The 26499-nt window shown below is 34.1% G+C and carries 25 protein-coding genes and 1 pseudogene; 3 read left to right on the top strand and 23 right to left on the bottom strand.

Going from position 1 to position 26499, the window contains the following annotated elements:
- Positions 1–108: 108 nt before the first annotated feature.
- Both truA and E4T68_RS00120 read right to left on the bottom strand, forming a co-directional pair.
- Positions 109–915, bottom strand: a complete 807-nt coding sequence (truA, locus tag E4T68_RS00125; protein WP_135122901.1) for a tRNA pseudouridine(38-40) synthase TruA — start codon at positions 913–915, stop codon at positions 109–111.
- Between the two features lie 230 nt (positions 916–1145).
- Positions 1146–2459 (bottom strand): FAD-containing oxidoreductase, encoded by a 1314-nt coding sequence (locus E4T68_RS00120; RefSeq protein WP_135122899.1) that lies wholly within the window; start codon positions 2457–2459, stop codon positions 1146–1148.
- A 708-nt stretch (positions 2460–3167) separates the two neighbouring features.
- Here E4T68_RS00120 and E4T68_RS00115 point away from each other — a divergent pair.
- Positions 3168–3812, top strand: coding sequence for a hypothetical protein (locus E4T68_RS00115; RefSeq protein ID WP_135122898.1), 645 nt, complete (start codon positions 3168–3170; stop codon positions 3810–3812).
- A 452-nt stretch (positions 3813–4264) separates the two neighbouring features.
- Here the strand turns inward: E4T68_RS00115 and proS are convergent, their stop codons facing one another.
- The 6 genes from proS to E4T68_RS00085 all read right to left on the bottom strand — a co-directional run bounded on the left by proS (position 4265) and on the right by E4T68_RS00085 (position 13596).
- Positions 4265–5704, bottom strand: coding sequence for a proline--tRNA ligase (gene proS, locus E4T68_RS00110; protein WP_135122896.1), 1440 nt, complete (start codon positions 5702–5704; stop codon positions 4265–4267).
- Between the two features lie 357 nt (positions 5705–6061).
- Positions 6062–6703 carry a redox-sensing transcriptional repressor Rex gene (locus tag E4T68_RS00105; RefSeq protein WP_135122894.1) on the bottom strand — a complete coding sequence of 214 codons (642 nt, stop codon included), beginning with the start codon at positions 6701–6703 and terminating at the stop codon, positions 6062–6064.
- An 824-nt stretch (positions 6704–7527) separates the two neighbouring features.
- Positions 7528–8388, bottom strand: coding sequence for a DNA damage-inducible protein D (gene dinD / locus E4T68_RS00100; protein ID WP_135123022.1), 861 nt, complete (start codon positions 8386–8388; stop codon positions 7528–7530).
- A 46-nt stretch (positions 8389–8434) separates the two neighbouring features.
- Positions 8435–9112, bottom strand: coding sequence for a GIY-YIG nuclease family protein (locus E4T68_RS00095; protein WP_102889166.1), 678 nt, complete (start codon positions 9110–9112; stop codon positions 8435–8437).
- 45 nt (positions 9113–9157) lie between these two features.
- Entirely contained in the window at positions 9158–12304 is a 3147-nt protein-coding gene (locus tag E4T68_RS00090; protein ID WP_135122892.1) for a type I restriction endonuclease subunit R, read from the bottom strand.
- Entirely contained in the window at positions 12304–13596 is a 1293-nt protein-coding gene (locus E4T68_RS00085) for an FRG domain-containing protein (protein ID WP_194185060.1), read from the bottom strand. The genes E4T68_RS00090 and E4T68_RS00085 overlap by 1 nt, the downstream gene beginning before the upstream one ends.
- Positions 13597–13794: 198 nt before the next feature.
- Here E4T68_RS00085 and E4T68_RS00080 point away from each other — a divergent pair, with 198 nt between their 5' ends.
- Complete coding sequence (locus E4T68_RS00080) at positions 13795–14334, top strand: restriction endonuclease subunit S (RefSeq protein ID WP_245175675.1); 540 nt, start codon at positions 13795–13797, stop codon at positions 14332–14334.
- On the opposite strand, the gene E4T68_RS00075 is transcribed toward E4T68_RS00080, so the two are convergent.
- The 14 genes and pseudogenes from E4T68_RS00075 to E4T68_RS00015 form a co-directional block, all read right to left on the bottom strand.
- Complete coding sequence (locus E4T68_RS00075) at positions 14331–14879, bottom strand: restriction endonuclease subunit S (protein ID WP_135122888.1); 549 nt, start codon at positions 14877–14879, stop codon at positions 14331–14333. The genes E4T68_RS00080 and E4T68_RS00075 overlap by 4 nt on opposite strands.
- A gap of 14 nt (positions 14880–14893) precedes the next feature.
- On the bottom strand, positions 14894–15877 hold the full coding sequence (xerA, locus tag E4T68_RS00070; RefSeq protein ID WP_135122887.1) for a site-specific tyrosine recombinase/integron integrase: 984 nt from the start codon (positions 15875–15877) through the stop codon (positions 14894–14896).
- 118 nt (positions 15878–15995) lie between these two features.
- The gene (locus E4T68_RS09975; RefSeq protein ID WP_209305040.1) at positions 15996–17225 is read right to left on the bottom strand and encodes a restriction endonuclease subunit S; all 1230 of its coding nucleotides are present in this window, start codon (positions 17223–17225) and stop codon (positions 15996–15998) included.
- A complete protein-coding gene (locus E4T68_RS00055; protein WP_135122885.1) occupies positions 17215–18747 on the bottom strand; it encodes a class I SAM-dependent DNA methyltransferase in 1533 nt (510 codons plus the stop codon). Before E4T68_RS00055 ends, E4T68_RS09975 begins: the two co-directional genes overlap by 11 nt.
- Before the next feature lie 3 nt (positions 18748–18750).
- Entirely contained in the window at positions 18751–18960 is a 210-nt protein-coding gene (locus tag E4T68_RS00050) for a helix-turn-helix transcriptional regulator (protein ID WP_135122883.1), read from the bottom strand.
- A gap of 190 nt (positions 18961–19150) precedes the next feature.
- Complete coding sequence (locus tag E4T68_RS00045; protein ID WP_209305041.1) at positions 19151–20419, bottom strand: relaxase/mobilization nuclease domain-containing protein; 1269 nt, start codon at positions 20417–20419, stop codon at positions 19151–19153.
- Between the two features lie 36 nt (positions 20420–20455).
- The gene (locus E4T68_RS09490; RefSeq protein WP_209305039.1) at positions 20456–20611 is read right to left on the bottom strand and encodes a hypothetical protein; all 156 of its coding nucleotides are present in this window, start codon (positions 20609–20611) and stop codon (positions 20456–20458) included.
- Between the two features lie 538 nt (positions 20612–21149).
- Positions 21150–22154 (bottom strand): annotated as a pseudogene (locus tag E4T68_RS09715) (VapE domain-containing protein).
- Between the two features lie 250 nt (positions 22155–22404).
- Positions 22405–23337: a DNA primase gene (locus E4T68_RS00030; RefSeq protein ID WP_135122881.1), complete on the bottom strand. Its 933-nt coding sequence runs from the start codon at positions 23335–23337 to the stop codon at positions 22405–22407.
- Between the two features lie 107 nt (positions 23338–23444).
- Entirely contained in the window at positions 23445–23690 is a 246-nt protein-coding gene (locus E4T68_RS09710) for a hypothetical protein (protein ID WP_371682783.1), read from the bottom strand.
- A gap of 38 nt (positions 23691–23728) precedes the next feature.
- Positions 23729–23890 (bottom strand): hypothetical protein, encoded by a 162-nt coding sequence (locus E4T68_RS09705; protein WP_228099188.1) that lies wholly within the window; start codon positions 23888–23890, stop codon positions 23729–23731.
- Entirely contained in the window at positions 23862–24731 is an 870-nt protein-coding gene (locus tag E4T68_RS00020; RefSeq protein WP_245175674.1) for a site-specific integrase, read from the bottom strand. Before E4T68_RS00020 ends, E4T68_RS09705 begins: the two co-directional genes overlap by 29 nt.
- Entirely contained in the window at positions 24732–24965 is a 234-nt protein-coding gene (locus E4T68_RS09700; RefSeq protein WP_228099186.1) for an Arm DNA-binding domain-containing protein, read from the bottom strand.
- The gene (locus tag E4T68_RS00015) at positions 24965–25150 is read right to left on the bottom strand and encodes a transcriptional regulator (protein WP_066713487.1); all 186 of its coding nucleotides are present in this window, start codon (positions 25148–25150) and stop codon (positions 24965–24967) included. Before E4T68_RS00015 ends, E4T68_RS09700 begins: the two co-directional genes overlap by 1 nt.
- A 177-nt stretch (positions 25151–25327) precedes the next feature.
- On the opposite strand from E4T68_RS00015, the gene E4T68_RS00010 reads away from it, so the two are divergent.
- Entirely contained in the window at positions 25328–25888 is a 561-nt protein-coding gene (locus E4T68_RS00010; RefSeq protein WP_135122879.1) for a helix-turn-helix domain-containing protein, read from the top strand.
- A 143-nt stretch (positions 25889–26031) separates the two neighbouring features.
- Here E4T68_RS00010 and E4T68_RS00005 read toward each other — a convergent pair.
- A partial coding sequence (locus tag E4T68_RS00005; protein ID WP_167753745.1) for a transposase occupies positions 26032–26499 on the bottom strand: 468 nt, incomplete at its 5' end.

Here is a 26499-nt window from a genome sequence, read left to right as displayed (position 1 = left end):
TCTGTATCTTTCACAAGAAAACATAAATTTCCAGAATTCTTCATTCTATGACTTGATGAGCTGCAAACAAGATTTTACCATTACAACCGTATGTCATAACCTACAGGCTTAATCATTGTATCCTATCCGTTTATTCTCCTCGTACGTCTGAAACCAATACTCTGGGGCTTTATAATCAACACGCATCAAATATAATCCGTGTGCTAGTGCCGTTGGCCCGGCTTGACGTCTATCTTTAGCCTCGAGTAAACGTCTTAATTCATGGACTGGCTTTAATCCATCTCCAATTTGTAACGTTGTCCCGACCAAAATACGTACCATATTATAAAGAAAACCATCTCCTATAAACACAAATACCAATTCATTATGCTCCTCATCATACTCAACACTAGCGTGTTTGATACACCGGACTTTATTATCTTTATCTGATTTTGTTGAACAAAAACTTGTAAAGTCATGCTCTCCAATAATATCTCCTAAAGCCTCATTCATTTTTGAAATATCTACACTATAGCGATGATGTAAAGCATATCGACTCAAGAAAGGTGACTGAACATCTCCCAGACTAACACGGTAATGATACATTTTTTGACACGTATGATAACGTGCATGGAATAATTGACTTACTTTTTCCACTAGACATATTCTAATATCACTAGGTAGTAAACTGTTTAATGCCTGTTTTAGAGAGTGTTCTTCAAGTTGGCAAGGGTAATCAAAGTGAATGACTTGCCCTTTGGCATGCACTCCGGAATCTGTTCTCCCAGAAGCAACTATAGCAATAGATAAACCTTTTGTCATTTTCTTCAACGCTTTTTCAATCTCAGCTTGAATACTATTTCCATTAATTTGCCGTTGAAATCCAACATAATTTGTGCCGTCATAAGCAAGTGTCACTTTATATCTCTGTTTCATATCCTGCTCCTTTCCTATAATATATTATACCAAATTACACATTATTTACATAGCACTCTCAACTATTTTTTATGTTCTTTCCATACCAAAAAAGGCTAGGCAAAAAATCTATGTGTTTTACACCATGTCCAAATGATGTTGAACACATGGTTTCACAGTGTACCCATCATCTTTGCACATTCAGACTTTTTGCTCTAGCCTTCCTATTCCAATAAACTATTTACATTACTTTAAAAAGAAAATACATCATTAAAATTTTCTGACATCGTTGGATGCGTAAATAATTGTGTTGCTAAATACGTATATGGAATATGATTATCCATAGCCATAGTAATTAAGTTAATCAATTCATGAGATTGACTACCCAATAATGTTGCACCTAAAATCTCTTTAGTATCTTTATTTACAACAACTTTAAATACTCCTCTTAAGTCCCCATTAACATGTGCTCTAGGCATATTTGCTACCAATAATTCTTTAGTAGCATAAGGTAATTGTTGCGCTTTTGCTTGTTCTTCACTCAAGCCTACCATAGACAAAGGTGGTTGAATGAATACTGTATTCGGCACGTTTTTACGTTGAGATAATGTATATTGTCCGTTGCCATTTAAGTAGTTAAACACCACTCTAAAATCATCTAGAGAAATATATGTGAACTGTAACCCACCATTAACGTCCCCTACTGCAAAAACATTTTTAACAGTCGTTTGACAATGTTCATCCACTTTAATAGCTCCACGTTCTGTTAATTCAATAGACGTGTTTTCTAAGCCTAATCCTTGTGTATTTGGCTTTCTTCCTGTTGCATACAACAACGCATCAAAAGAATATGCGTTGTTATTCGCATGAACAACAACAGTGTCGTCCTCATTATCCACACGTGTAATAGATGCATTTAAATAGAATGTAATTCCTGATTGTTCCATGTACTCTTTTGCCAATGTTCTAGCAACTTCTTCATAGCGACCAAGTATTGTACTACCTGCCTCAAACACACTCACATCAACACCCATACTAGCGTACAGACTGGCAAATTCTAATCCAATATTTCCACCACCAATAATTCCTAGACGTTGTGGTAACTTATCTAAGTGTTGTATACCGGTACTATCATATACAAACTTCGCACTTGTTAGCCCATCAATTGGCAACACATTAGACACTGCACCTGTATTAATGATAATAATCTCTGCATGTAAATGCTCAATCTCATCTCCTACTTGAATAGCAATCACTTTATTATCCACAAAAGACGCATGTGCCACAAAAATATCAACATGTGCGTCTAACATTGCAAAATTTTTAGCTCTTAGACGCTCTACAACTGCCGTTTTATCTTGCATAGCCTCATCAAAAGATAGCCCTTTTTCAGCAGCGTGAATAAGTGTCTTAGTCGGAATACAACCAATATTAATACACGTTCCACCATACATTTTTGTGTTTTCTTCAATCAAAGCAACTTTTTTACCTTGATTAGCCAATTTGGCAGCTAATGTTTTTCCTGCCTTACCAAATCCAATGACAATAACATCATAGTTTTTCATTTTATAATCCACTCCATTCATAAAAACAATCAGCATTGTTCAAAACGGTTACATTTTTAAACACCTTACGTTTATCGTCCTAACAATACATCATCTTAATAGCATTAGCTTAATACAATTAAACTCTTTTTCTCAATACATTTGCTCAAAATTGCATTTTTTCTTATTTTATTTTAAAGACTTAACAATACCACACAGAAAAAGAGGGTAAAAGACTTTAATTTAAGCCTTTACAAAATGTGATTTAAAGTCATTTTTTAATGTTTATTTAATATTTTTAAAAGACTCAATCTTGTTGCCTATTCATAGCAATTTTTACCAGTCTATTTTCTTATGTATACATCACTTTACTACGCAACTCTAATTCCAATATCCAACCTTAACTCACTGTCTCTTATTAGTGATTAATGCCTATGTAAAATTTTCATACTGAACCTATGTTTTATATTGTATCTACTTTTACAAACATGTTCAAACTTCTGTTAATCTCAATATAATAAAGCTATATATTGACATATATAATTTAAGTTTGATAAAATCTAAATAAAGTAGGAAATACAAGAATGCTAAATACTATTTCAGACGAAAAATGGCGTCATTTTTATGTTGATAAAAGACATACAGTTTAAATATTTTTTGTGAAAAATCTAGCTATAACACATATAAAATGCGTCCATTATCTCATACTACAAATAAGGGGAGTTGCTTATGTTATACGAAAATATTTTTGAAATCAGCAAAACATTACGTTTTGAATTAAAACCTTATGAGAAAACATTACATCATTTAGAACGAAACAACATTTTAACTGATGATACATTAAAATTTGACAAAAGAGAATATATGCAATCACTATTTGATGACGATTTTAAAAAACTTATTGATGAAACATTAGCTCTTATATCATTAGACCAAGATTTATTGACAGAAGTTTTTTCAGAAGATACCTCTATAAAAGAGCGTGCAAGTGAACAATTAAAAAATTATATCAAATCTTTTTTTGACACGTCATCACCACTATTTTCACCTGATAAACACTTGAAACTACTCGAACAATCCTATCCAACAGATGATACGATTCGTCTTTTTAAGGGATTCTCAACATATTTCAAGAAATTTTTTGACACTAGAAAACGTATATTTTCAGAAATTACTCATGGAACAATTGCTTATCGTCTAATAGATGAAAATTTAGTCATATTCAAGAAAAATATCGACAAATTTAATATGCTTCCAGATGAATTAAAACAGCAACTCCTATCAATAGGGGGACATAAAATAAACGCACTACATCTTTACTCATCTTATCTAACATCATATAACATTGTGAAATACAGGTTCTATGTCAAATAGGGTTAATGAATTTTTTTCATCAACCCTATTTATTATAGAACCAAAATATACACTCTCAAAAATCTGACATCATGCCTTAAACGATTAAACAACATAACAAAATAGCTTTATTGATAGAAAGAACACCTACACTATTCCACCCTTGCCTCATACCACAACACCATTTAGCGTTCAAACGGCATATTAATAGCTAGTTTTTATTCATTCCCCTTTACAATGTACACAATAAATCGTGATGGCGAACAGACGTTAACCATCACGATTATTTTTATAAATTCTATACATAATACGGCAAAATTCTTATGTTCTAGTACCGTACGTCATGCACTAATCATTTGAAAAATAATTACATTTGCTCTAATTTAATACACTATCGTTTTCAAACTGTGTATCCTCTTTGCCCTAAAGAAAAATTGACAAGCACTTGATTTTGCTTGTCAATCTTCCTTAGGTTAATACGCTCTAGCAATCCAAACAGTATGTTTAGCAGGTTTTCCACTCACTAAGCACACATCTTTTTGCATTGGTGGAGCAAAAGGTATGTTTCGTGTTGTAAAGCCTGTTTCTTCTTTAATTTTAGCTTCCGTTTCTTCTGTTCCATCCCAACCGATTAAGACCCAGCCTGGAACTTCTCCATTCGCTTTTTTAGTGTCAATATGCGTTTTTAATTCATCTAATGTGTTGATGTGCGTGTATTCATGTGTAGCACGATTCGCTTTAGCACTTTCCAATAGACGAGTTTGCATAGTGTCTAGCTCTTGTAAAATAAACGGCACCAAATCATCTAAAGATACGGCTACTTTGTCTTGTGCATCACGCATTTTTGTCATCACTTGGTTGTTTTCTAAATCACGTGGCCCACACTCCACTCGCATTGGTACACCTTTCAACTCCCACTCATTGAACTTAAATCCCGGAGAGTTATCGCTATCGTCTAATTTAACACGAATGCCTTTAGCTTTTAATTGTGCAAAAATATCGTCCAACTTCTCGATGATTGCCGGATTTTTCTTCCAAGGTCCTACCGGAATAAGCACGACTTGCGTTGGAGCAATACGAGGTGGCAGCACTAATCCTTGTTCATCGCCATGCGTCATAATTGTTGCACCAATTAGTCGAGTTGATACACCAAATGACGTAGTATGTGCATATACATGTTGATTGTTTTTATCTAAATATTTAATGTCAAAAGCCTCGGCAAATTTTGTTCCCATATAATGACTTGTTCCCGCTTGTACTGCTTTTCCGTCTTTCATCATTGCTTCAATGGAATACGTTGACACAGCACCTGCAAAACGCTCTGAAGGTGTTTTTTCTCCGTCATACACAGGAATTGCCAATAAACTTTCAACAACTTCCTTATAAATAACTAAACTACGCATAGTTCGTCTACGTGCATCTTCCTCATCAACATGTGCAGTATGACCTTCTTGCCATAAAAATTCTGATGTACGTAAAAATGGTAAAGTTTTCTTTTCCCAACGGAATACATTTGCCCATTGGTTAATTTCTAATGGCAAATCACGATATGAGTTAATCCATTGGCTAAATGCATATCCTATCATCGTTTCTGAAGTTGGGCGTAAGGCTAGTTTTTCTTCTAATATTTCTCCAGCTGCCTCTGTAACAAACGGCAATTCTGGACTGAACCCTTCGATATGATCTTTTTCTTTAGCAAAAAATGATTCTGGAATAAGCATTGGGAAATAAGCATTTCTTATCCCTTCTTCTTGAAAACGACGGTTCATTTCTGCTTGGATATGTTCCCATAATTCGTATCCATCTGGTTTAAAAATCATACACCCTCTAACTGGAGAGTAATCCATTAAATCTGCTTGTTGAATGGTTTGAATATACCATTTAGAAAAATCTTGTTTTTGTAATTCACTCATCTGTATTCTCCTTTATTTATACTGTTTAATCACACTACACTAGATACTCACTTTCTATGTGCTGTTGTTTTATCATACGATACTATATGTTGCCTCTATCACCAAAAACACTTTTCATGTTCTTGTACTTACTATAAAAAAGACCACAACACAAAATCACCCAAAGGACGACTGTGCCGTGGTACCACCTTATTTTATACTCATACGTTGCTAACGAAGACTTCTCCGATTATCTTTCCACAATAGTAGGTTCCTTATGTCAGTGGGGCAAATGTTCCAGCAAATCATCTGCTCTCTTAAGCCATAATCACAAGTACTAGTCTATCGGGTGTATACTATCATATATAGCAATAGTCATTAATTTTTAGCATTAGTATTTAAGAAATATACTAATGTTTGTAATTCATTTGTTAAGTCAACATTTTGAACACGAATATCTTCCGGTACTGATAAACGTAATGGTGTAAAGTTCAAAATAGCTTTAACACCGGCTTCAACTGCTTGTTCAACAGTTTCTTGAGCCACTTCCTGAGGAACTGTTAAAATAGCAACATCAATATGTTGTAAGCGTAATTGCTCAACCATTTCCTCAACAGAGTATACAGGTACTCCTGATTGAATGGTACCAATAATAGACGGTTCAATATCAAACGCTGCACTAATTCTAACACTATTATTTTGTTGGAAACGATAATTCAAAAGGGCTTGTCCTAAATGTCCAACTCCAATTAATGCTACATTTGTTAATTTATCTTGATTTAAAATTTTACTAAAAAATGTTAATAATGCTTCCACATCATAACCATATCCTCGTTTACCTAATTCCCCAAAATGAGAGAAATCACGGCGAATTGTAGCACTATCTACTTTTGTTGCTTCACTTAATTCTGCTGAGGAAATACGATACTTCCCAGCATCAAATAATAAACGTAAATATCTGTGGTATAATGGTAAACGTCTAGCAGTTGCTCTTGGAATTTTGTTTACTTGCTCTTTCATGTTCACCTCTCCTTATCTATATTTTATCTATATTGTTTAGTATATCATTAATTGACTTATCAATAAACCCCTATCGCTCATATTTTGCAAAAAATTAATATTTTTTTACCCTTTTCATAAAATTAATCATTATCTCTAAACATTTCAAATAATTTTTTTATAAAAGCAGGACATAAAAAGCATAAATTTGCACTTTTAGTCATGAAAATTCATAACTATTCTATTATAATCGCAAAAAACTACGCTTTTTATTTAGTTAGACTATTTAAAAACATTAGAAATATCCATATTTAGCACATTTATCCGAACATTCTTTATGAAAAATATATTATTCCCAATAAAATATGTAAAAATCTAACTATAAAGTTTTTTGGAACAAAACAAATGACAAATTGTATCGCTTTATACCACATTATAACACTAAAAAACATTATTATTTCTTTATACTTTGTAAACAACCATTCAAAATCCTTTCTAATTCTTATAGCATGTTGTGGGCTTACGATAAATAGGGGCGACGCTTGTTTTACGCATCGCCCCTATTTATCGAACCTTTCAGTCTTTTTTAAATCTTTACCCAATTTTGTTCCAGTTGCTTACTCTAATCAAGATAAAAAATTACTTTAATCCATGTCTAAACCTGTTTACTCTATTCCCACTCGATAATTACCATATCATATTTGTTTCTTCAATTCTATATCAGTATCTTTTTAGTTTCCGTTTTTGGCTATTTTTATTCCTATTATATGTGGTTTTAGAGTTTTTTAGTATCAAAACAGTATCAAGAGTGATACTACAGTAAGAGCGATTTCTATTGGTAAACATTATTCATCCAACATCAACTTACCTTTTTTAGCTTTATCTTTTAAACGCTTCATCTGTTCTTTTTCTATCTGTTGAATACTTTTCTCCGGAACAGGCAAGTCTTCCGGCATAGTGCCACCAATTTTTTCAATAGCACTTCTTACTTCTTTTCCTACTAAGTAGTGAACCTTTGTTGCAGCTTCTGCACCTTCAACTTTGTCTTTTCTTAGCTTTTCTTCGGTCTGTGAAATTCTAAATAAATTAGCAATCAATTCGGTGCTTCCCATATAGTCCAGAATTTTTTGTCTTGCGGTTAAGCCTTTTCTGTTGTGTATATCTTCTACATCTAACCCACCATACAATCCCATGTAGCCTGCGTTCTGAAATATAGCAAACTCTTCATTTGTAATGACTCCTGCATCATGTGCTGTTTCTACCAAAAGCTGATTCCATTGTTTAATATCTCCACGAACAACAAGCCTTCTTCTATCTTCATCAAGCTGATTAAAATGGTCAGCTATTTCTTGACGATATGTCTGTATGGCAAAATAGGTTTGTCCAAGTGCAATAACCTCTTTTCTCGGATCACCGTTTTGCACAATCAAATAGCAAGCATATCTTGTAAGTTCATAATCTTTAATAGACTTGCTTGTAGCACCTGCTTCCACGATTTTGCTGACCTCAGCAAAATCGTATTCTACCTCATGACCGCTGTTCTCACAAGCAATCATCGCTCTATCAATTACCTTTTGAAAATTTCTCCACTGAGAATAATCAAGTACATCAGCAAGTTCTCTTGCACTCCAATACTCGCTTCCGTCTTTTCTGACATACTTAATATCTTCAAATTTTTTATATTCTTTTGCTTTTAAATTTGGCATACACATACCTCTCGTTATTTTCCATAATAGATAGCTTATATATCGACTACTCTTCTTTATCTCTATATTTTTCAATAAGGTTCCCTTGTAAGTCTTTCCATTCTACCCATCCATTATTAGATTTACCAATAACTATCCAACCGGCACTTGATGGATTCATACATACAATATCTTCTTGTAAGATATTATCTTTTATTTTCGCATTTCTTCTAATAGACGGTATATAACCTTTTCCGGTATTGCCACAAAAACTTCCTTTTAACACCGTGAATACTCCATCTTTAACTATGGCTTTCCCATTTACTTTCCCAAAACCTTTTATGTTACGATTTAATACATACTCTCCATCTGGAACAAATCCAACCTCAGTTTTAAGTTTTATTTCTTCTGTGGATTCTTTGAATACTTCTTTTTTACTTTTATCTTTAGGATAAATTTGTTTACCATCTAAAGAAGATAATAATGATTTTGCCACCTCTATATCTAACGCAAACAGTTCAGTACCTACAATTCTACTTTTGCTAAAGATGTCATGAATAAGTTTTTCTTTCTCATCATATCCATCTACTTCTATAGCAAACTCCCTTTTTAGTCCTGTAATATTCGCATATCCATTGCTTTCTAAAAATCTCATTCTATTTTCAAATTGCTCATTTCCCGTCTTGCCAATCTTGATAAGCCCAGAAACAACTGTAGTCATTAAATATATTATTCCTTTTGCCATAATTTGTCCTCTTTCACCATACAGGTTTACAAAGAATAAAACTAATTAATTATATTTGCCCTTTTCTTCTGCAACCAAAGATAGATTTTCATTTGTAAAATTAGTATTAAAATAAACCTTGTAATCTTCTTCAAAGTTGAAATTATCTGTCCAAAGTTCGCACTGTGTCATAACAGTCTGAACGGCATCATCCATTCCTTCAGGCGGATATTTATGTTTTTTCAAAAGTTTCTTTATCAGCATACGCATTTTAGCTCTCGCTGATTCACGCTTCTGCCAATCAATAGTCTTATTCTTACGTAGAGTATCGGCTAATTCTTTTGTTATTGCAATCAGCTCGTCGTTTTCATAAAAGTCCTTGATTGCCTGTGGTTTTGTTAAGGCATCATAAAAAGCAAGTTCATCAGCAGTCAACCCTAATCTGTCTCCCTCTTGATGTGCTGCTGCAATCTGTTTTGCCAACTTTAACATTTCTTCTATAATTTCTTCATTGGTAAGCATACCGTTAAGATAAGCATTCAGAGAACGCTGCATAATCTCGCTGAACTTTTCAGATTTTACAATATTTGTTCTGCGATAAACAGAAACCTGTTCTGCAATTAATTTTTTCAATAGTTCAACTGCAAGATTTTTCTCTTTCATATTTGCAACATCTTGAAGAAATTTGGGGTCAAACAAAGAAAACTCCTCTTTGATATCTGAAAATAAATTTATTACCCCATCACTTTTAATACTCTGTTTCAAAAGTTCATTTATTCTTGCATTCATTTCCGGTAAGGAAATCTTTTTACCAACACCGGTATTGGTAAGTCTGAGAACAAGAACTCGAACAGCCTCAAAGAATGCTGCTTCAAATCTACTATCTTCATCAACCAAAGAAGAACAAAGAGAAAGAGCCTGATGAAGCATAAGAGCTTCTTTTACGAAAGAATCTTTATCATCAACTTTTTCTCTGCTGATAATAAAATTTACAGCACCACTGATAGTTTTTGCTCTCTCAAGATCTGTACCATTAATAAACTTTGTATAATCATATCCATGAAACTTATCACGGCAAACTGATAATTTCTCCAAGAATTTCGGATATGCAACCTTTCCGACATCAGTATCACCATAGTTCTTTTTATCACGAGATGTATAGTCGTTCATCGCCTGTTTCAAAGCAGTCGCAATTCCAACATAGTCAACAACAAGCCCGCCTTCTTTATCACGAAATACACGGTTTACACGAGCAATTGCTTGCATGAGATTGTGCCCGGACATAGGCTTGTATACATACATCGTAGCAAGAGAAGGAACATCAAACCCTGTTAACCACATATCAACAACAATCGCAATCTTCATAGTACTGTCGTTATCTTTGAATTTCTTTGCAATCTCATTCTTATGGTGTTTATTACCAATAATCTGTCTCCATTCTTCTGGATCATTGTTGCCGGAGGTCATAACAACACCTACTTTTTCAGTCCAATCCGGACGAAGTTCTAATATTCGCTTGTAAATTTTCATGGCAATAGGGCGAGAATACGCAACAATCATAGCCTTACCTGTAAGCAGATTCTCTCTATTATTTTCATAATGATCAAGAATATCACAAACAAGGGAATTTATAGTGTTATCATTACCAAGAACCGCTTCTATCTGACCCAGCTCTCTCTTACTCTTTGCGATAACTTCCTCATCAGCATTAAGAGCCATCAAATCATATTCTGCATCAATTAATTTCAAGGTAGTTTCATCAAGATTTAGCTTAATTACACGGCTCTCATAATAAACCGGACGTGTTGCACCATCTTCAACCGCTTGCGTCATATCGTAGATGTCAATATAATCACCAAACACTTCACGAGTGCTACGATCTTTTGATGAAATAGGTGTTCCTGTAAATCCTATATATGTGGCATTCGGAAGCGTATTACGAATGATTCTTGCTGTGCCGATAACACGCTTTGCTACTTCATCACCATCTTCATTTTTTGTAATCTTTATCTTTTCGGCAAGTCCATACTGCCCTCTATGTGCTTCGTCCGCCATAACAACAATATTATTTCGTTCGGACAGTGGTTCATCGGACTCCTCAAATTTCTGCATTGTGGTAAAGATAATACCATTTGCTTGTCTGCCAGTAAGCAAAGTTTTCAGGTTTTCACGACTTTCAGCGTGCATAGGCTCTTGCCTTAAAAAGTCTTTACACTTTGCAAACTGTCCGTAAAGTTGGTCGTCAAGGTCGTTTCTATCTGTAAGTACAACGATAGTAGGGCTATTCAATGCTTCCTGCAATAAATGAGCATAGAACACCATCGAAAGCGATTTACCACTTCCTTGTGTATGCCAGAAAACACCTCCTTTACCGTCAGTAATAGTGGCGTGCTTTGTAGATTCAATCGCTTTTCTTACCGCAAAATACTGATGATACCCGGCAAGAATTTTAAAGGTATCAATCCCCTCATTTGAAAAGCAAATAAAGTTCTTGATAATATCAAGCAGTCTTTCTTTTTGAAACATTCCCTCAAAGAAAGTGTCAAACTGAGCATACTGTGTATTTTCGTAATTCCCATCCTTTGTTTTCCACTCCATAAAACGGTCTTCACCGGAAGTGATAGTACCAGCTTTAGATGTCAATTGATCGCTCATAACGCAAATAGCATTATAAATAAACATGGACGGAATTTCCTGCATATAGTTACGGAGCTGCCTGTAAGCTTCTGAAGCATCAGTTTCTTCACGAGAAGGAGCCTTTAGTTCCACTAATACAACTGGTAAACCATTTAAGAACAAAATTATATCAGGACGTTTATTACTATTTTCAATAAATGTCCATTGATTAGCAACAACAAAGGAGTTGTTTTCGGGATTTTTGTAGTCAACAAGATAGATGATAGAAGAACGCTCTTCACCATCAACAAAATATCTGACAGAAATACCACTTTGCAGATAGTCCATAAATATAGCGTTTTTCTGCACAAGCTCCCCATTTTCAAAATTTTTGAGTTTATATAGTGCTTCTTGAATAGCATCATCCGGTACTCCTCTATTCAAACGATATAGAGATTCAATCAGAATGTCTTCATATAATGGGCTATAAAAGTCTCTTTCAATATCCGGACCGTATACATACTCGTATCCTAAATCAGTCTGAAATAATTCAATTATTGAGTTTTCATAATCTGCTTCTATAAAAAATTCCGACACTATTCTTCACTCCTCTTCGATAATTCAGTTGCTATCTTTATAATTTTATCACTAATATACTCAGATTCATTCTTTGCATGTTCTTTATCAAATTCATTTTTCAGTAAGACTTTTTGAACGCTCACCCTAAATCTACTTAATATAGACTCTTGTCTATTCCAATCAACTATTGAAACCCATTCTTCCACTAATTCCCATATTTCTTGTATATCGAAATGATATTTTTCGCTTAAATCTTTAATGACAGTATCTTTGAAACTCTCATCTTTTATTATGTTTCCACTTATTTCAATATCTGTTTTTATTATTTGTTGGTTTATATCATTAGAATCAAATTTTATAAATTCTGATGAAGCCTTTGTTTTAACATTCTTTTTATTTTTTATATAGCTCAATTGATGCTCTAATTCAGGAAATAAAGTTGCCTCATTTATATTATAAGTATCTAATTCTTCTAATATTTCTTTCTTCTTCTCTCCAGGAATATAGAAAAACTTTCTATCAAATTCATCTCGTAAATCTTTATATCCTTTTTCTATACTGGACTCACTGATTGACTCGGTATAAACAAAATTAAAGCATCCTGCCAATAAAAACATTCCGCATTGCCTTGATAATCTTTCATTATTGTATGGAGGTATAACAATATAATTATTCTGAATAATATTTATAAATTCTTCGAAATGTTCTCTTGATTTCCATCTTTCTTCTAACTCTTGTGAGATAGCTTGCCGTTCTGTAAGTTTTCTCAATATGGATTCAAGGGTATTATCATTTGATAAATCTATCTGAGATAAAGAGGATATAACTTTTATATTTATCTCATTTGTAGATACAGAGTATTTTTTATTAAAAAATATTACACCGTTCGCTTCTTGTCTTTTAGTGTCTTCTTCATTTTCAATTCCCTTATAACAGACATCACCATATTCTTCACAAGCAAAGTATAGAGCCACTAACGGATTCGTAGTTAAATCTAACAATCTTGTGCACATTCCATAATGTTGGTATTTTGTCATAATTTCAAAATCATTATTTATAGAAATAAATTCATAAGGTGCTTTTAATAGAGGAACCTGCATTAATGTATGTTCTACACTTAAAAAATCACCTCTAAAAATGCTTGGAATAACATCCCAGAAATCAGTTTTTTGCCCTCTGAAAAATAATTCCTCATTGCTCCCATACAAAGCATCTTTTAACCTATTTACTTCATCAATGAAAGAGCTTACAGAAGTTATCTCTATTCCATAATTTTCCATTTCATCTTTATTAAATATTATTTCTTCCATATTTACGACTCCTTCTGTAATATAAACAATAATTTATTTGAACAAATCAAAACAATATGCACCGCTTGGCTTTCTGATTATAAACCTTTTGATGGTGTTATGCCTTCCGATTGGGTAGAAACACCTTTGTCAGACATAGCTGAGTTCATTAGTGGATACTCATACAAAGGAACTGAACTTACCGATTCCTCAATAGCTATGGCAACAATAAAGAACTTTGACCGTAAAGGCGGATTCAAGTTGGATGGTTATAAAGAAATTATTCCATCGTCAAAATTAAAAGAATCTCAACACGCTGAATTGTTTGATACTTTAGTTGCTCATACAGACTTAACTCAAAATGCCGAAGTTATCGGTAATGCAGAACTAATAATGAGCAAATCAGGGTATGATGATATTATTTTCTCTATGGATTTGGTAAAAGTTCTTCCTAAAAAGGACAGTGTTTCCAGATTCCTCATTGCCACAATTCTTCAAGACAAGAAATTCAAGTCTCATTGTTTGGGATACGTAAATGGTACAACAGTTCTACATTTAAGTAAAAAGGCTTTGCCTGAATACAAGCTGTTCCTACCAAGTGACTTTTCAACATTGAAACCGTTAGATGAGGTTGTAACTGCATTATATAAACAAATTTCATCTAACATCTCCGAAAATACATATCTTGAAGAATTGAGAGAGTCCTTATTGCCTAAGCTGATGTCCGGCGAGCTTGATGTACCAGACACGAACCTTTAAGCCGCTAAATTATTGTTTATTTCATTATTTTGTTTTATTTTCTTATCCATTGAACTAAGAATAGCTACAATCTTTTCCTGTGTTTTTCTATCAGGAAGAAGAAGCTCTAAATTTTCAATATCTGAAGGCTTAATAGAAGGATAAGCTGACACGCTCTGTTCTGCAATCGCTTGTAGATGTTCTGTAACTTTCTTTTGCGTCAAAACATAATAAATGTAATCTGGAACTGCTTTCTCAAAATCGACATCAATTACCGCAAATCCTGTTGATACTAAAAAATTGTCAGGCTGTTCTTTAATAATTCCATAGTGCAACTGATTAGGTCTTACAGTTGAGTAAATGATACTATTCAATTTTACTTTTCTTCTTGCTCTGCTCGGCAACTTGTCCGTTGAAGTGTTTATATACTGTATTTCATCAACTCGATTCATCGTAATATTTCCAGTATCTAAATAGTTTACAAATTGCCAATCTTCTTTTGGAGAATAAGTGCTTTGATTTGTTGAAACTATCTTATCAAGTCTAATTGTCTCCCATACAGCCATATCCGTTCTCCTTTCTATCCAATATATTTTCGATGAGCAATCTTAACATTACTCTGTTTGACCATTGCGTACTGCAAGGTCGTATCTATTTTCCTATGCCCCAAGAGCTGTTGCAATTGCTCAATAGGCATTCCTTTATCTATTGCCATAGTTGCAAGCGTACGCCTGAATTTATGTGGGTGTACCTTTTGCAAACCTAATTTCTTTCCGTATTCCCTTAATCTCACTTCAACCCCGCCGATTTTCAATCTTTTGTGAGGTAATTTCAAGGATACGAACAGTGCCGGATTATCATCTGTTCTGCTTTTCAAGTAATTCTGCAAATGTATCTTTGTTCTTGCATCAAAGTAAACAACCCGTTCTTTACTGCCCTTACCGAAAACAATACATTCTCTCTCATTGAAATCAATATCATTACGATTAAGCAGCACCATTTCTCCTACACGCATACCGGTAGAAGCGAGCATATCTATAATTGCCAAATCTCTCAGTTCTGTGCAGTTATCCCTCATAAGCTCCAACGCTTCATCAGAATAGGTTTCCTTTATATTTGTGCCAGTTTTAACTTTGTGTATACGTCGTACCGGACTTTTCAGTATATAGTCCTCATCTTCCAACCACGAGAAGAAACTTGAAAGAATACGGCGTATATTGTCTATTGTAACTTTACTTGACTTTTTCTTTTCTTGATACTCTGTCAGATATCCTCTTATATCATCTGTAACTATGCGTTTGACATCTTTTTTGAGTTCATCAAGCATAGCTTCAATAGTAGATTTGTAGTATTTGAGGGATTTCTCGGAACACCCTTCTATACGTTTTGCCGATAAGAACAATTCTATAAAGTTCTGCTCCGAAATTTTCTCTTGTTGCTTGTTTTCTGTTACATCATAATTTGCAAGGGTATATTGCAAAACTTCTCGTAACTTCTCATTTTGTGCGTTGTTCAAGTATGGTAACATTCCTTGGACAACATCTTTGATTAAATCTTGTTTCACAGTCAATCCTCCTTATTTATTTTTAGAGAACGACTATGGGGCGGAAGTCCCCTGATATTAACTTCTGCCACCCACAGAAGTTATGGATATATTATATGCTAAACAATAATTTAGCGGCTTAGAGGTCCGTGTCTGGTACATCAAGCTCGCCGGACATAAGTTTGGGCAAAAGGGTATCTCGAAGCACAGCAAGATGTTCGTTTTGTTTACCATTAGCAAAGACTTGATTAAAAATGGATTTACAATAATTGTCAAATGCTATAACTTGATCTGCTGGTGGAATTAAAATAGTTTCTGTTTCAATAAAGCCTGAAAAGTCAAGGTTTTTAATTCCCGTTGTGCCATTTTCATAAGAGAAAAAGACACCTTTGCTATACAGGTATTGCCAATAATAGTAGATAAACAGACTGTATCCTTCTTTAGGCTTTATTGCCTTACAGAAATTTGTGCAAACCATACCGCTATCATAACGGTCAAGTAATGATTGAGTTATGGCTGTGCATCTTCCGGTTGATTGAGTAGGACTACCTCCTGAAATTTCAACAACAATGTCCCCGGCTGTAAGTTGCTTTGTGACAAAGTTTTTAGGAAGAATATATCTTGTGGGCATTTTGCCTTTATTGCCTGCTTTAACTTCGGGAATATCTGCACCTCTAATACAGTAAACCTTTTCAATGTTATTGCCTGTCGGTGTTTCTTTTCCCCAATCACCATTTAAGGTTGAGTTAATAAGTTCAGAGAATGTTCCTGTTGACCATTTATTGTTTTCGGGATTGTCAATAAACCATTCTTTGAATATTGCCTGAGCTTGCTGCTCTAAATTATTGTTTATCGCATTATTCAACGCTATTTTGTCATCAAGAGCCCTTAGTATACTTCCTATTTTCCTTTGCTCTTTGATATTAGGCAACTCTATATCCAAATTAACAACTACATCAGTTTGTACTCTTTGGCGATCCGATGATCCCACCATAGATTTAATTGCTGGATTACGAACCAATGGGCTACAAATCAAATAATACAGAAAATCAGCATCACTAACACCTTCAATAGCACGAAAAACAATGTATTCAGTTGATCCAAAACCAACTTCATCATCATCCAAAATAGAAACCTTTGAAATTTTTCCATTCTCCAAACAAGGTGTTATTCTTGCCATTATCGTGTCACCATTTCTAAATTTAGCTCCACCCTTATACTCTTCCAAAATGAATTCTGGAATATCCCTACAAAACGGTTGCAATTTATCCATTGGTACTTTTTTTGCCATGATTCCTTTACCAATACTTTCTTTGGGATTGATATGAGCAATTTCGGATAGTTTTTTTATACACCAATTACATTTCATAACCAATCTCCCCCAGTTTCTTTCTGATTTCCTCTTCAAGTTCATGAGATTTCTCAAACATATCCGAAAGCTCTGAGGTCAGTCTTGTCATCTTTTCCTCAAAAGGCTCGCCGTCATCTTCTTGCTCTTCAATGCCTACATATCGACCGGGAGTTAATATATAATCTTGTTTTGCTATATCTTCTATTGACGCTATGGCAGAAAATCCCTTTTTCTCCTCTAATTCTCCATTTTGAAAATCTTCAAAGGTTTTCGCTAATACGTCAATATCTCCAAGACTTCCGTCTTCTTGTATACCTTCCGTAAAATCTCTATGTTTTCTATCAACCATATATCCCATTTTTCTGGCATCAATAAATAGAGTCTTTCCTTTCTGTTTTTTATTTTTTGTAATAAACCATAATGTCACTGGAATAGTAACGCTATAAAACAGTTGTGTCGGCAAAGCTACAATCCCTTCAACTAGATCATCTTCTATAATCTTTTTCCTTATTTCTCCCTCGCCTGAAGATTGGGATGATAATGCTCCATTAGCAAGTACTAAACCTATTTTCCCATTAGGTGCCAAGTGGTGAATCATATGTTGTATCCACGCATAGTTCGCATTTCCCGATGGCGGAGTTCCATATTTCCACCGAACATCATCCTTTAATTTGTCTGCACCCCAATTGGAAAGATTAAACGGTGGATTTGCCATAATGAAATCCGATTTTAATGTTTTATGGATGTCATTAAAAAATGTATCGGCATGATAAGAACCAAAATTGGCATCAATTCCTCTTATTGCCATATTCATTTTCGCCATCTTCCATGTGTCTGCATTAGATTCCTGTCCATAAACAGAAATATTCCCTCGATTGTCGCTATGAGCCTGTACGAATTTTTCACTTTGTACAAACATACCACCACTGCCGCAACAAGGATCATACACTCGGCAATTATTGAAAGGTTTTAGTATTGCAACGATTGTTTTTACAATACTTGAAGGCGTATAAAATTCTCCACCCTTTGTTCCTTCATAGGAAGCAAACTGAGCAATACAATACTCATATGTCCTACCCAATAAATCTTTACTTACCTCTGTTCCATCCATTTTTACTTCGTTAGTAAATAAGTCAACGACTTCCCCTAATACTCTTTTATCCAAATCAGGGCTGGCATAGTTCTTAGGCAAAACATTCTTTAAGCTCGTATTTTCTTTTTCAATTGCCCTCATGGCGTCATCAATTACTGTGCCAATTTCAGGTGTGTGCGCAGCGGAGGAAATCTTGCTCCAACGAGCTTCTTCCGGCACAAAGAAAATATTTTCTTCTGCATATGCATCCCTATCGTTTTCAAAGCCATCGCCTTCTTTTAAAAGTTCCTCATAGCGTTTTTCAAAGGCACTGGATATATAACGAAGAAAAATAAGTCCAACAATTACTTTTCTATATTCAGCAGCAGGAATATGTCCCCAAAGAACACAAGCTGCGTCCCAAATTTGTTTTTCAAAACCTATATTTGCATTGTTTTTTCCAGCCATTCTTTATTCACCATCCTCTTCAAATTCCATAATATCGTCTAATGTACAATCCAAAGCTTTGCAAATCTTCCCTAAAACTTCAACCGTTACATTATCGTTCTTATTAAGTTTGTTGATAGTATATGTACTAACTCCGGCTATGTGAGCTAACTCTTTCTTTTTCATATCTCTATCCAATAAAATATGCCACAATCTTTTATAATTAGCTTTCATTAAATTTCCTCACTTTCTATGAGTTCCTAAATCTAATTTAGAATATTATACCATATTTAGGCACTTAAATATAGCGTTCTCTCTGTTTTAATTTTAGATTTTATAAATTTCTATATTTTTCCAACGTAAATATACGAACTCATAAAATACAAGAAGTCGGCGTCGTCATAAAACCACACCGACCATAAGTTTATCTCTCAGCTTCTTTGCTTGCTTCTTTCTTTTCTTTTAGCTTTTCCTTATCTTCAGCCTGATGCCTTTTAATTGCTCCAATAATGGATTTCTTTTTCTCCTCCGTTTTATCCCTACCAAGATAATCATTCATATTAACTTTCAAATGTCTCAATTCATCATGCTCTGCTGCTAATGAATTATGTTTCTTTGCAATCGCCTCTTGTTTAACTTGTAATTCTTTAGAATGCTCATTTAATTTCCTAAAAAGATTTTCACTTGATTTTGTCTTTAACTCTCCTACTACAGTATGTCTTAAGTGTGGAAATTGCTTAAGAAAAATATCTATTTCCTCATAAGACTTCTGATAGGCTTCTACATTTTTTCGATTCATCATCATATAAATTTTATCGTTCGGATTTCTGCGATGACCCTCATAATGTTCTCTTTTGCTTATACAGATTTGAATATGCTTTACTACTTCCTTTATCCTCTTTTGCTCCCATAACAGCTTATCAAATTCCTGTCTTAGTTCATTCTTTTCATTGGATATTCGACTAATGCCACGCTCCAATTCTTCCATTGACCTAAAGCCTTTGCTTCTAATCTCAACCAGCGTTGAAGCCGCTGTTTGAAGATTATGCTTTGTCGCCCAACGCTCATATCCTCTACTTGACTTTGCTTTATCGTTGTTCTTAATATCTACGATATTGCCAATCTCTCTATCTTTATTCAGGATTCGTTCCTTAATTCTTTCTTCGATATAGTTAGCTCCTATGGTCTTTGCTCTGGTAAATCTCTGCTGATTTTTACTTCTAAAAGCTATGTGTTTACCAATCTTAATTTCATAACCACAGCTTTCCATTTTAGATAGAAAGTCCTGCCAATTGATTGACTGCTTTATAGTCCTATCAATATCAAATTGAAGCCTTGATTTATAGCTGATGCCTTTTTTATCTTCATTCCAGTCGTACCAATTCACAAATTTTCTTCGCTTAATTTCGTTGATTTCTTTTTCTGTTTCTTGGTCGATGACAGATAAATTATACTCCTTGCAAAGCTTGTCGCTCTGATTTCGAATATTCATATAGGAGCCGTAACAAGAGTGGTACACCTTACCCTCATCAACATCTATGGAATTAAAGATTATATGATTATGAATATGATCTTTATCGATATGTGTCGCTAAAACATAATCATAGTTCCCACCTAAAATCTTTTCACATAACTCCATTCCAACTTGATGTGCTTCTTCAAAACTGACTTCTTCCGGAACAAAGGATTGGATTAGATGATGTGCTAAAGTCTTAGTTCTTGAGCCAAATTATTTCTTGGTAAGTTCAAACTCTTTGTGAGCATTTTCTCTACTGCAAAGGTGTGTTGTAACATAGATTTCATCATCTGTTTTATCTCCGTTACAGATATAGTCTATCGCCTTTTTCAGTGTTGTTTTAATCGGATGTATCTTCGTAACCGCCATCAGCCAATCACCTCATTGATGATATAGTCGGAAACTTTTTCTCTAAATTCTGATAGGAAAAGTAGTTCTCCTTGCAAGGCTTTTTTGATACTTTCAATGCCATTTTTCATCACTCCTTTCTTCTTCGGGGTCTTAGGGTTCTCCCTAAACTCTTTAAGCTGAATTGTCAGCTTACAAGCCTACTTTTATGACTGTGGTCAAAAAGTATATGCTTGCTATCTCACCGAAAATAATACTTTTACTAATAATCTCTTATAACTATCACAGAAAAATAGTGGGGTTCTGTCTTTAGAAAAGCTTCTCAATATTTCCTCTGCTTTTTATGAAAGTTTGAAAGTTGTCGCTACCACTACCGCACTACCTTGTCATACGAGTAGCAAAGTAGCGGTAGCGGACTTTTTCAAAACTCTTAGAATGGTATGTCCATAGAATCAACCTCAATAAAATCAGTATTTTCATTTCTCTTATAGAATTTCTTACTTACCCTTACCACACCGTCAATTCTCACCTTCTTACTTTTGACAGACGGCTCCAATTTCTACTCGCCCAACATTTCATTTGCCATAAGTTCCGAAAAAACTTTTTCATTTGTTTCAGGATACCTGCTCGTAAACTCGGCAGAACATAACAAGTTCGGTGTATCGGATTTTGTAGTTTTCCATTCCATGAAGTCAAAGAAGTTTTGGACATGCCTGTTATCGCTCTTGTGTGTTTGGATAACAAAATCCAAATCCGAACGCAACTCTTTCGGTAAATAGAAATCGCGAAGTTTGTTTTCATAAAGATATACTGCTTCTGCGATCGCTCCTTCAAAATCCTGTTTCATGATTTCCTCATGCTCTTTTCTTGTGATAGTTTCCAATATCGGATATTTTTCAGGATCATACATTAACGGGATTTGTATATTCTCAGCATTAACCTTTACAGGTAAATATCTTCTTTCCCCGGAAAAATCACTTAAAAATGTTGCATCATTTGTAGTCGCAATCAGTATGCAAGTTCGTTTAACATCCGTTGAAAACCTTTCATAGGGAAGTCTTACTGTACTTGTTCTTGCAGATATAAAAAGCTTAGCTTCATCGGCACTTTTCGCATTTCTAAGAGCAACAAATTCTTCAAGTTCAACAACAATCTTTCCTACCAAATTGCTGACGGCATCTTTCCCTTTTATATTGTTTAGCGAACAATACCATTCGGGAAGTAATGCGAGTTTTTCTATAAAAGAGGTCTTGCCTACACCTTAAATTCCTGTAAGAACCATCAGTTCATCAAATTTACAACCGGGATTAAAAACTCTCTTTACCATACCGACTAAAACATGCTTCATAATCCAAGAATTTAATACCGTGTCATCTGCTCCAAGATATTTTGGTAGAAGCTTTTTAATATATTCTTTTCCGTCATAACTTAATGATTTCATATACATAGCCGGCAAATTAACGGTTTTCTTATGTGCAACAAAGGTAATGGCATCTTCCATTCGATTCTTAGCGTATTTGATTCCAAATTCTCTTTCAATTTCAGCCCCAAGCACATTAGTCATATGGTCATTCCATTTTCTTATCTCAAATTCCGAATAATTTTCTCCTTTTAGTCGCCCATAAAACTGAATCGTCTTGCTGCATGAATCAAAGAATAAATTTCCTGATATAATGGATTGTTCTTTACAGAAAGAGGGATTAACTAACACAGTAATTAGATTGGTTGCTGTACTTTTGACTTGTCCTTTGTCTATGATTTCAAGCTCACGGTTCAAATAATCGTTAAGCTCCACATCATCAAATTTAAGCCAATTATTCAAGAGCATAACCTCCTTTATTTTTGTAATAGTTATGGTCCCAATACTGCCCACAGCCTTTCTTTATCGCTTTGTTGATACTCTCATCTAAATATCTAAGATAACCTTCTTCAGTTCTTCTTTTGCTTCGATCATCAATTCTATTAAGAGCCGATTGTAGAAAGATTTCTTTTATCATTTCCTCATTCCCATGTGTAAAGCTGTTCAAGAAAAAAATCAGCCCGAAATCGTCTTTACTTGCATCACCGCTTGTATAGGAGCCTTCAAATAACGCCTTTGCCTTTGCGTTATATCTGCACATAGTTTCTAAAACCGTATCACTATCAGGAACACATTCAGCAGCTTCCTGATATTTTCTAATAACTTCTCTGACACTTTTTTTGGGGGAAAATAGCTTGTAGTATTTATCCAACTCCTTTTGTTTCAAGAGAACTTTGTTTGCAACAAAATCATTAAATTTGTAGACATTACCTGTCATGGCAATACATCTGTTTTCTTGATACATTTCAACTTTCTCAAGCTGGTTATTAAAGTTCTTTTCTATTTTCCCCTTTACAAAAATGTGTAACCCTCTTCCGGATTGTGATATTTCGATATAAGTATCGTTAAAGTCCGTTATAAATATCTCAAGTTTTTTATTATCCACATTGTCCAAGTCGATACACACAAGCGGATCATCTTTGCTTAGTACAAAAGACAATCCGTCACAGCCACTACTTTTCATATTATTAACTGCCGTTTCAAAATCTGCCCAATTTTCTTTTTGATTCCAAAAATTCGATTTCAATGTTATCGGGCTTACTGGTATCTTTATGACTTTTTCCATTCCGTGCTTGTCAACATTTACTATTCTTTTAAACCATAACCATTGACTATGGTTTTTTAAGTCTTGCGGAATATTTTCAATATATTTCTCACTGTTTATCATCGTAACCTCCTATCTTTTTATTGCTGATAGAAGTACAACCTGATAAAATGATCTTGTCAATGATGAAATACCAAGTTGTACTTTCATCTTGCCTTTGGTCTTTATGGCTAAAGGCTTTTTTCTTGTATTGCTGCATCTATTATTTCAACAATCATCCTAAGCTCATGTCTATAATTAGCATCCAGTTCTCCATATTCTTTCACTCGTTTCAGTTCCGATAAAATTTCCTGTAACTCACTTTTACAACTATCTATGACATTTCTTGTAGCAAACACCTTTATAGGAGCATTAAGAATTGCATTTGTCATATAATCCTGTCTGCTCAGTCCGGACATTGCAATCTTATTGAAAATAAGCTCTCTGTCTTTTTGATTTGTTCTAAATGCTATAGTTACATCTTTCTGTGACCTGCAAATCGCTTGCCTTTATCCCTTTCCTTTTGCTTTCTCTCTTCTTCCAACGCTTGCCACTCTTCTTTACTCAGCAAATTTTGAGTCTTTTTCTTTTTACGATTGACAGCTTCATCATAGCTTGGAAATTTCGGTGCTTTCACTGTACTCTCCCTCCTTATTAAGCTTATCTGCCATATCCAACTGTTTGTTCGGGAACATATGACTGTAATCCATCAAAACCTTAATACTTTCATGCCCTGTTCTCGCTGCAATATCTACCGGTGTAAAGCCCATTTCTATAAGCAGCGATATATGACTGTGTCTTAGTGCATGAAGCTTAATTTTCTTTACTCCCAACTTCTTTATTCCTCTTTCCATTTCCTTATTAAAATATGTTTTACATTTAGGGAAAATCTGCTCATCCTCTGAAAAGTATCCGATTTTAAGGAAGTAATCCTGTAGCTCTCTGATTAAAAAATCAGGAAGCATTATTGTTCTCTTGCTTTTAGGGGTTTTCGGGTCTGTTATAACTTCTTCTCCGTTAATTCTCTGTGCTGATTTACTGATTCGCATTGTCTTTTTATCAAAGTCAAAATCCCCTTTTGTCAATGCTCTGAGTTTTCCTAAACGAATCCCTGTCCAATAAAGAATTTCAAAAGCATAAAATGAAATATCCTTATCTTTAACAGCTTCAATAAATTGCAGATATTCATCTTTAGTCCAGAATTCCACTTCCTCATCACTCTTTTGCTTTCTGATTCTACCTGTAACCTTACAAGGATTTTGTCTTAGTCCGTAATACTTAACAGCATGGTTGAACATACAGATTAGTTGTGCGTGAATTGACTTAAGATAAGTCGGCTTATATGCTTCTCCTTCCGCATTTTCAATGTTTAAGAGTACATTATGCCACTTCTTTACTACAACAGGCTTAATCTCACTCATTTTCATGCCACTGAAAAACGGTAAAATCTTTGTCCTTATCATGTGTTCTTTTGTCATTCATGTATTAAGGCGAATGGTTCCTATAACATCGGCTTTATAGAGTTCAAAGTAATCCTCAAAAAGTATATTGAGTGAACCGGACATTTTAACTGTAAAATTTCTTTCATAGGCAACCACCTCTTTCTTTATTTCAAATCCTCTTTTTAGCTTCTTTCTACTTTGTCCCTCCCAATCCTTGTAGTAGAACGAAACGAACCATTTTCCATTTTTTTCGTCCTTATATGCAGGCATTATTCTCCCTCCTTTGATTTGTAGATTTGTTCCATAAAATATTTCTTATTGATTCTTCCCCTTAGGATAAGAAAGCCGTGTTCAGCCAGCTGCTTATTCATATCTCGGATAATTTTGTAAGCTTGTTGCTGCGATATATTTAGTAAATCGGCAACTTCATTTGAAGTAAGAAATAATTTCTCCATCGTACTTTCCTCCTTTCTTTTCAGAAACTTATTTATTTCTGTTTATATTTTAGATTATAAGTAGCTTTTTTGTTTCTGTTAATATTTTTTCTAAATTTCATTTTTCTATTGTATTTTTTCTATTTTCGATTATATTATTAAAAGAGAAACAAATTTGCTCCTAAGGAGGTGTTAAAATTGAGTTTGGGTAAAATAATTAAGAAGTTCCGTGAATTACGGAGAATTACTCAAAAAGCATTAGGAGACAGAACACATTTAGATGATGTCAGAATCAGACAATACGAACTTGATATTCGTACTCCTAAAGATGATGTCTTAGAAAATATTTCCGCTGCACTTCATGTAAATAAAGATTATCTGAAAGAACCTGCCTATCCGTACACGGAACATGACCTTATGCGATTCTTATTTAAGCTTGATGACAGTATTGAAGTTAATATAAGACAGGTTATTATGAATGACGAAGATCCCGGATACACTACCACAGGCATATATTTCGGCAGTGAAGCTATCTTAAGAATCCGTAATATGCTTGAAGAATGGCAGAAAATGAAACAAAAGTATGAAAATAACGAAATTACTAAAGAAGCTTTGCAGGATTGGAAAGCTAACTATCCTGAAAGCCTGAAAAAAGATTATGTTCCTTTTGAGGAAAGCAATGTAAAATTCTATAAAAGCGGTATAAATGCCAAAGTCCCGCCGGATTTAAAATGGCTCTTCGTCAAATTATGTTGGTAAGTAAAAATTCCAGCAAATATTAAGTTGTTTTTTCTTAATAGGGCTAATTGTTTCTTTTCGAATCGGTATGCAGTTGTCAAGGTTTATAGCGTGAGCGTGCCTTGACAATAAGCATACTGATTTGATAGACTTTTCAGCCCATATTAAGATTGTTTAAATAATTTTTCTTGCACTAAAAATACTCGAGTTCGTAAATATGTAAAATATTTAAACCCATAACTCATGCGATTTAATAATTTTATTTTTCGATTTATCCCCTCAATAACACCGTTAGAATACTCAACTTGAAACGCTATTTTTATTGACTTTGCATACTTTATAAAAATATTAAACTTTTGTCTAAATAATTTTCTAGTGGATTTAGTGCCTTCTTTTATAAGATTATAAAATTCTGTATAATTTCGTTGTCTGTAATATGTTAATAACTCTCTTGTATATTCATACGCTTCTTTTAATTCTTCATCATATAATAATATCTCGTTAACAATCATCGTTTCCGTCAGCTCTGTCTTAAACAGATAATGATACACGTACTTTTTATCATCCAAATCTTCTTCATACTTCATCAATAATCGTCCATATCTCTTCATTCGTCTACCCATCTTTTGTTG

Origin of the sequence: Granulicatella sp. WM01 (assembly GCF_004570605.1) — a bacterium.
Taxonomy (GTDB): domain Bacteria; phylum Bacillota; class Bacilli; order Lactobacillales; family Aerococcaceae; genus WM01.
Note: the sequence above shows the minus strand (reverse complement) of the source record. Positions and strands in the feature narration are given on the sequence as shown.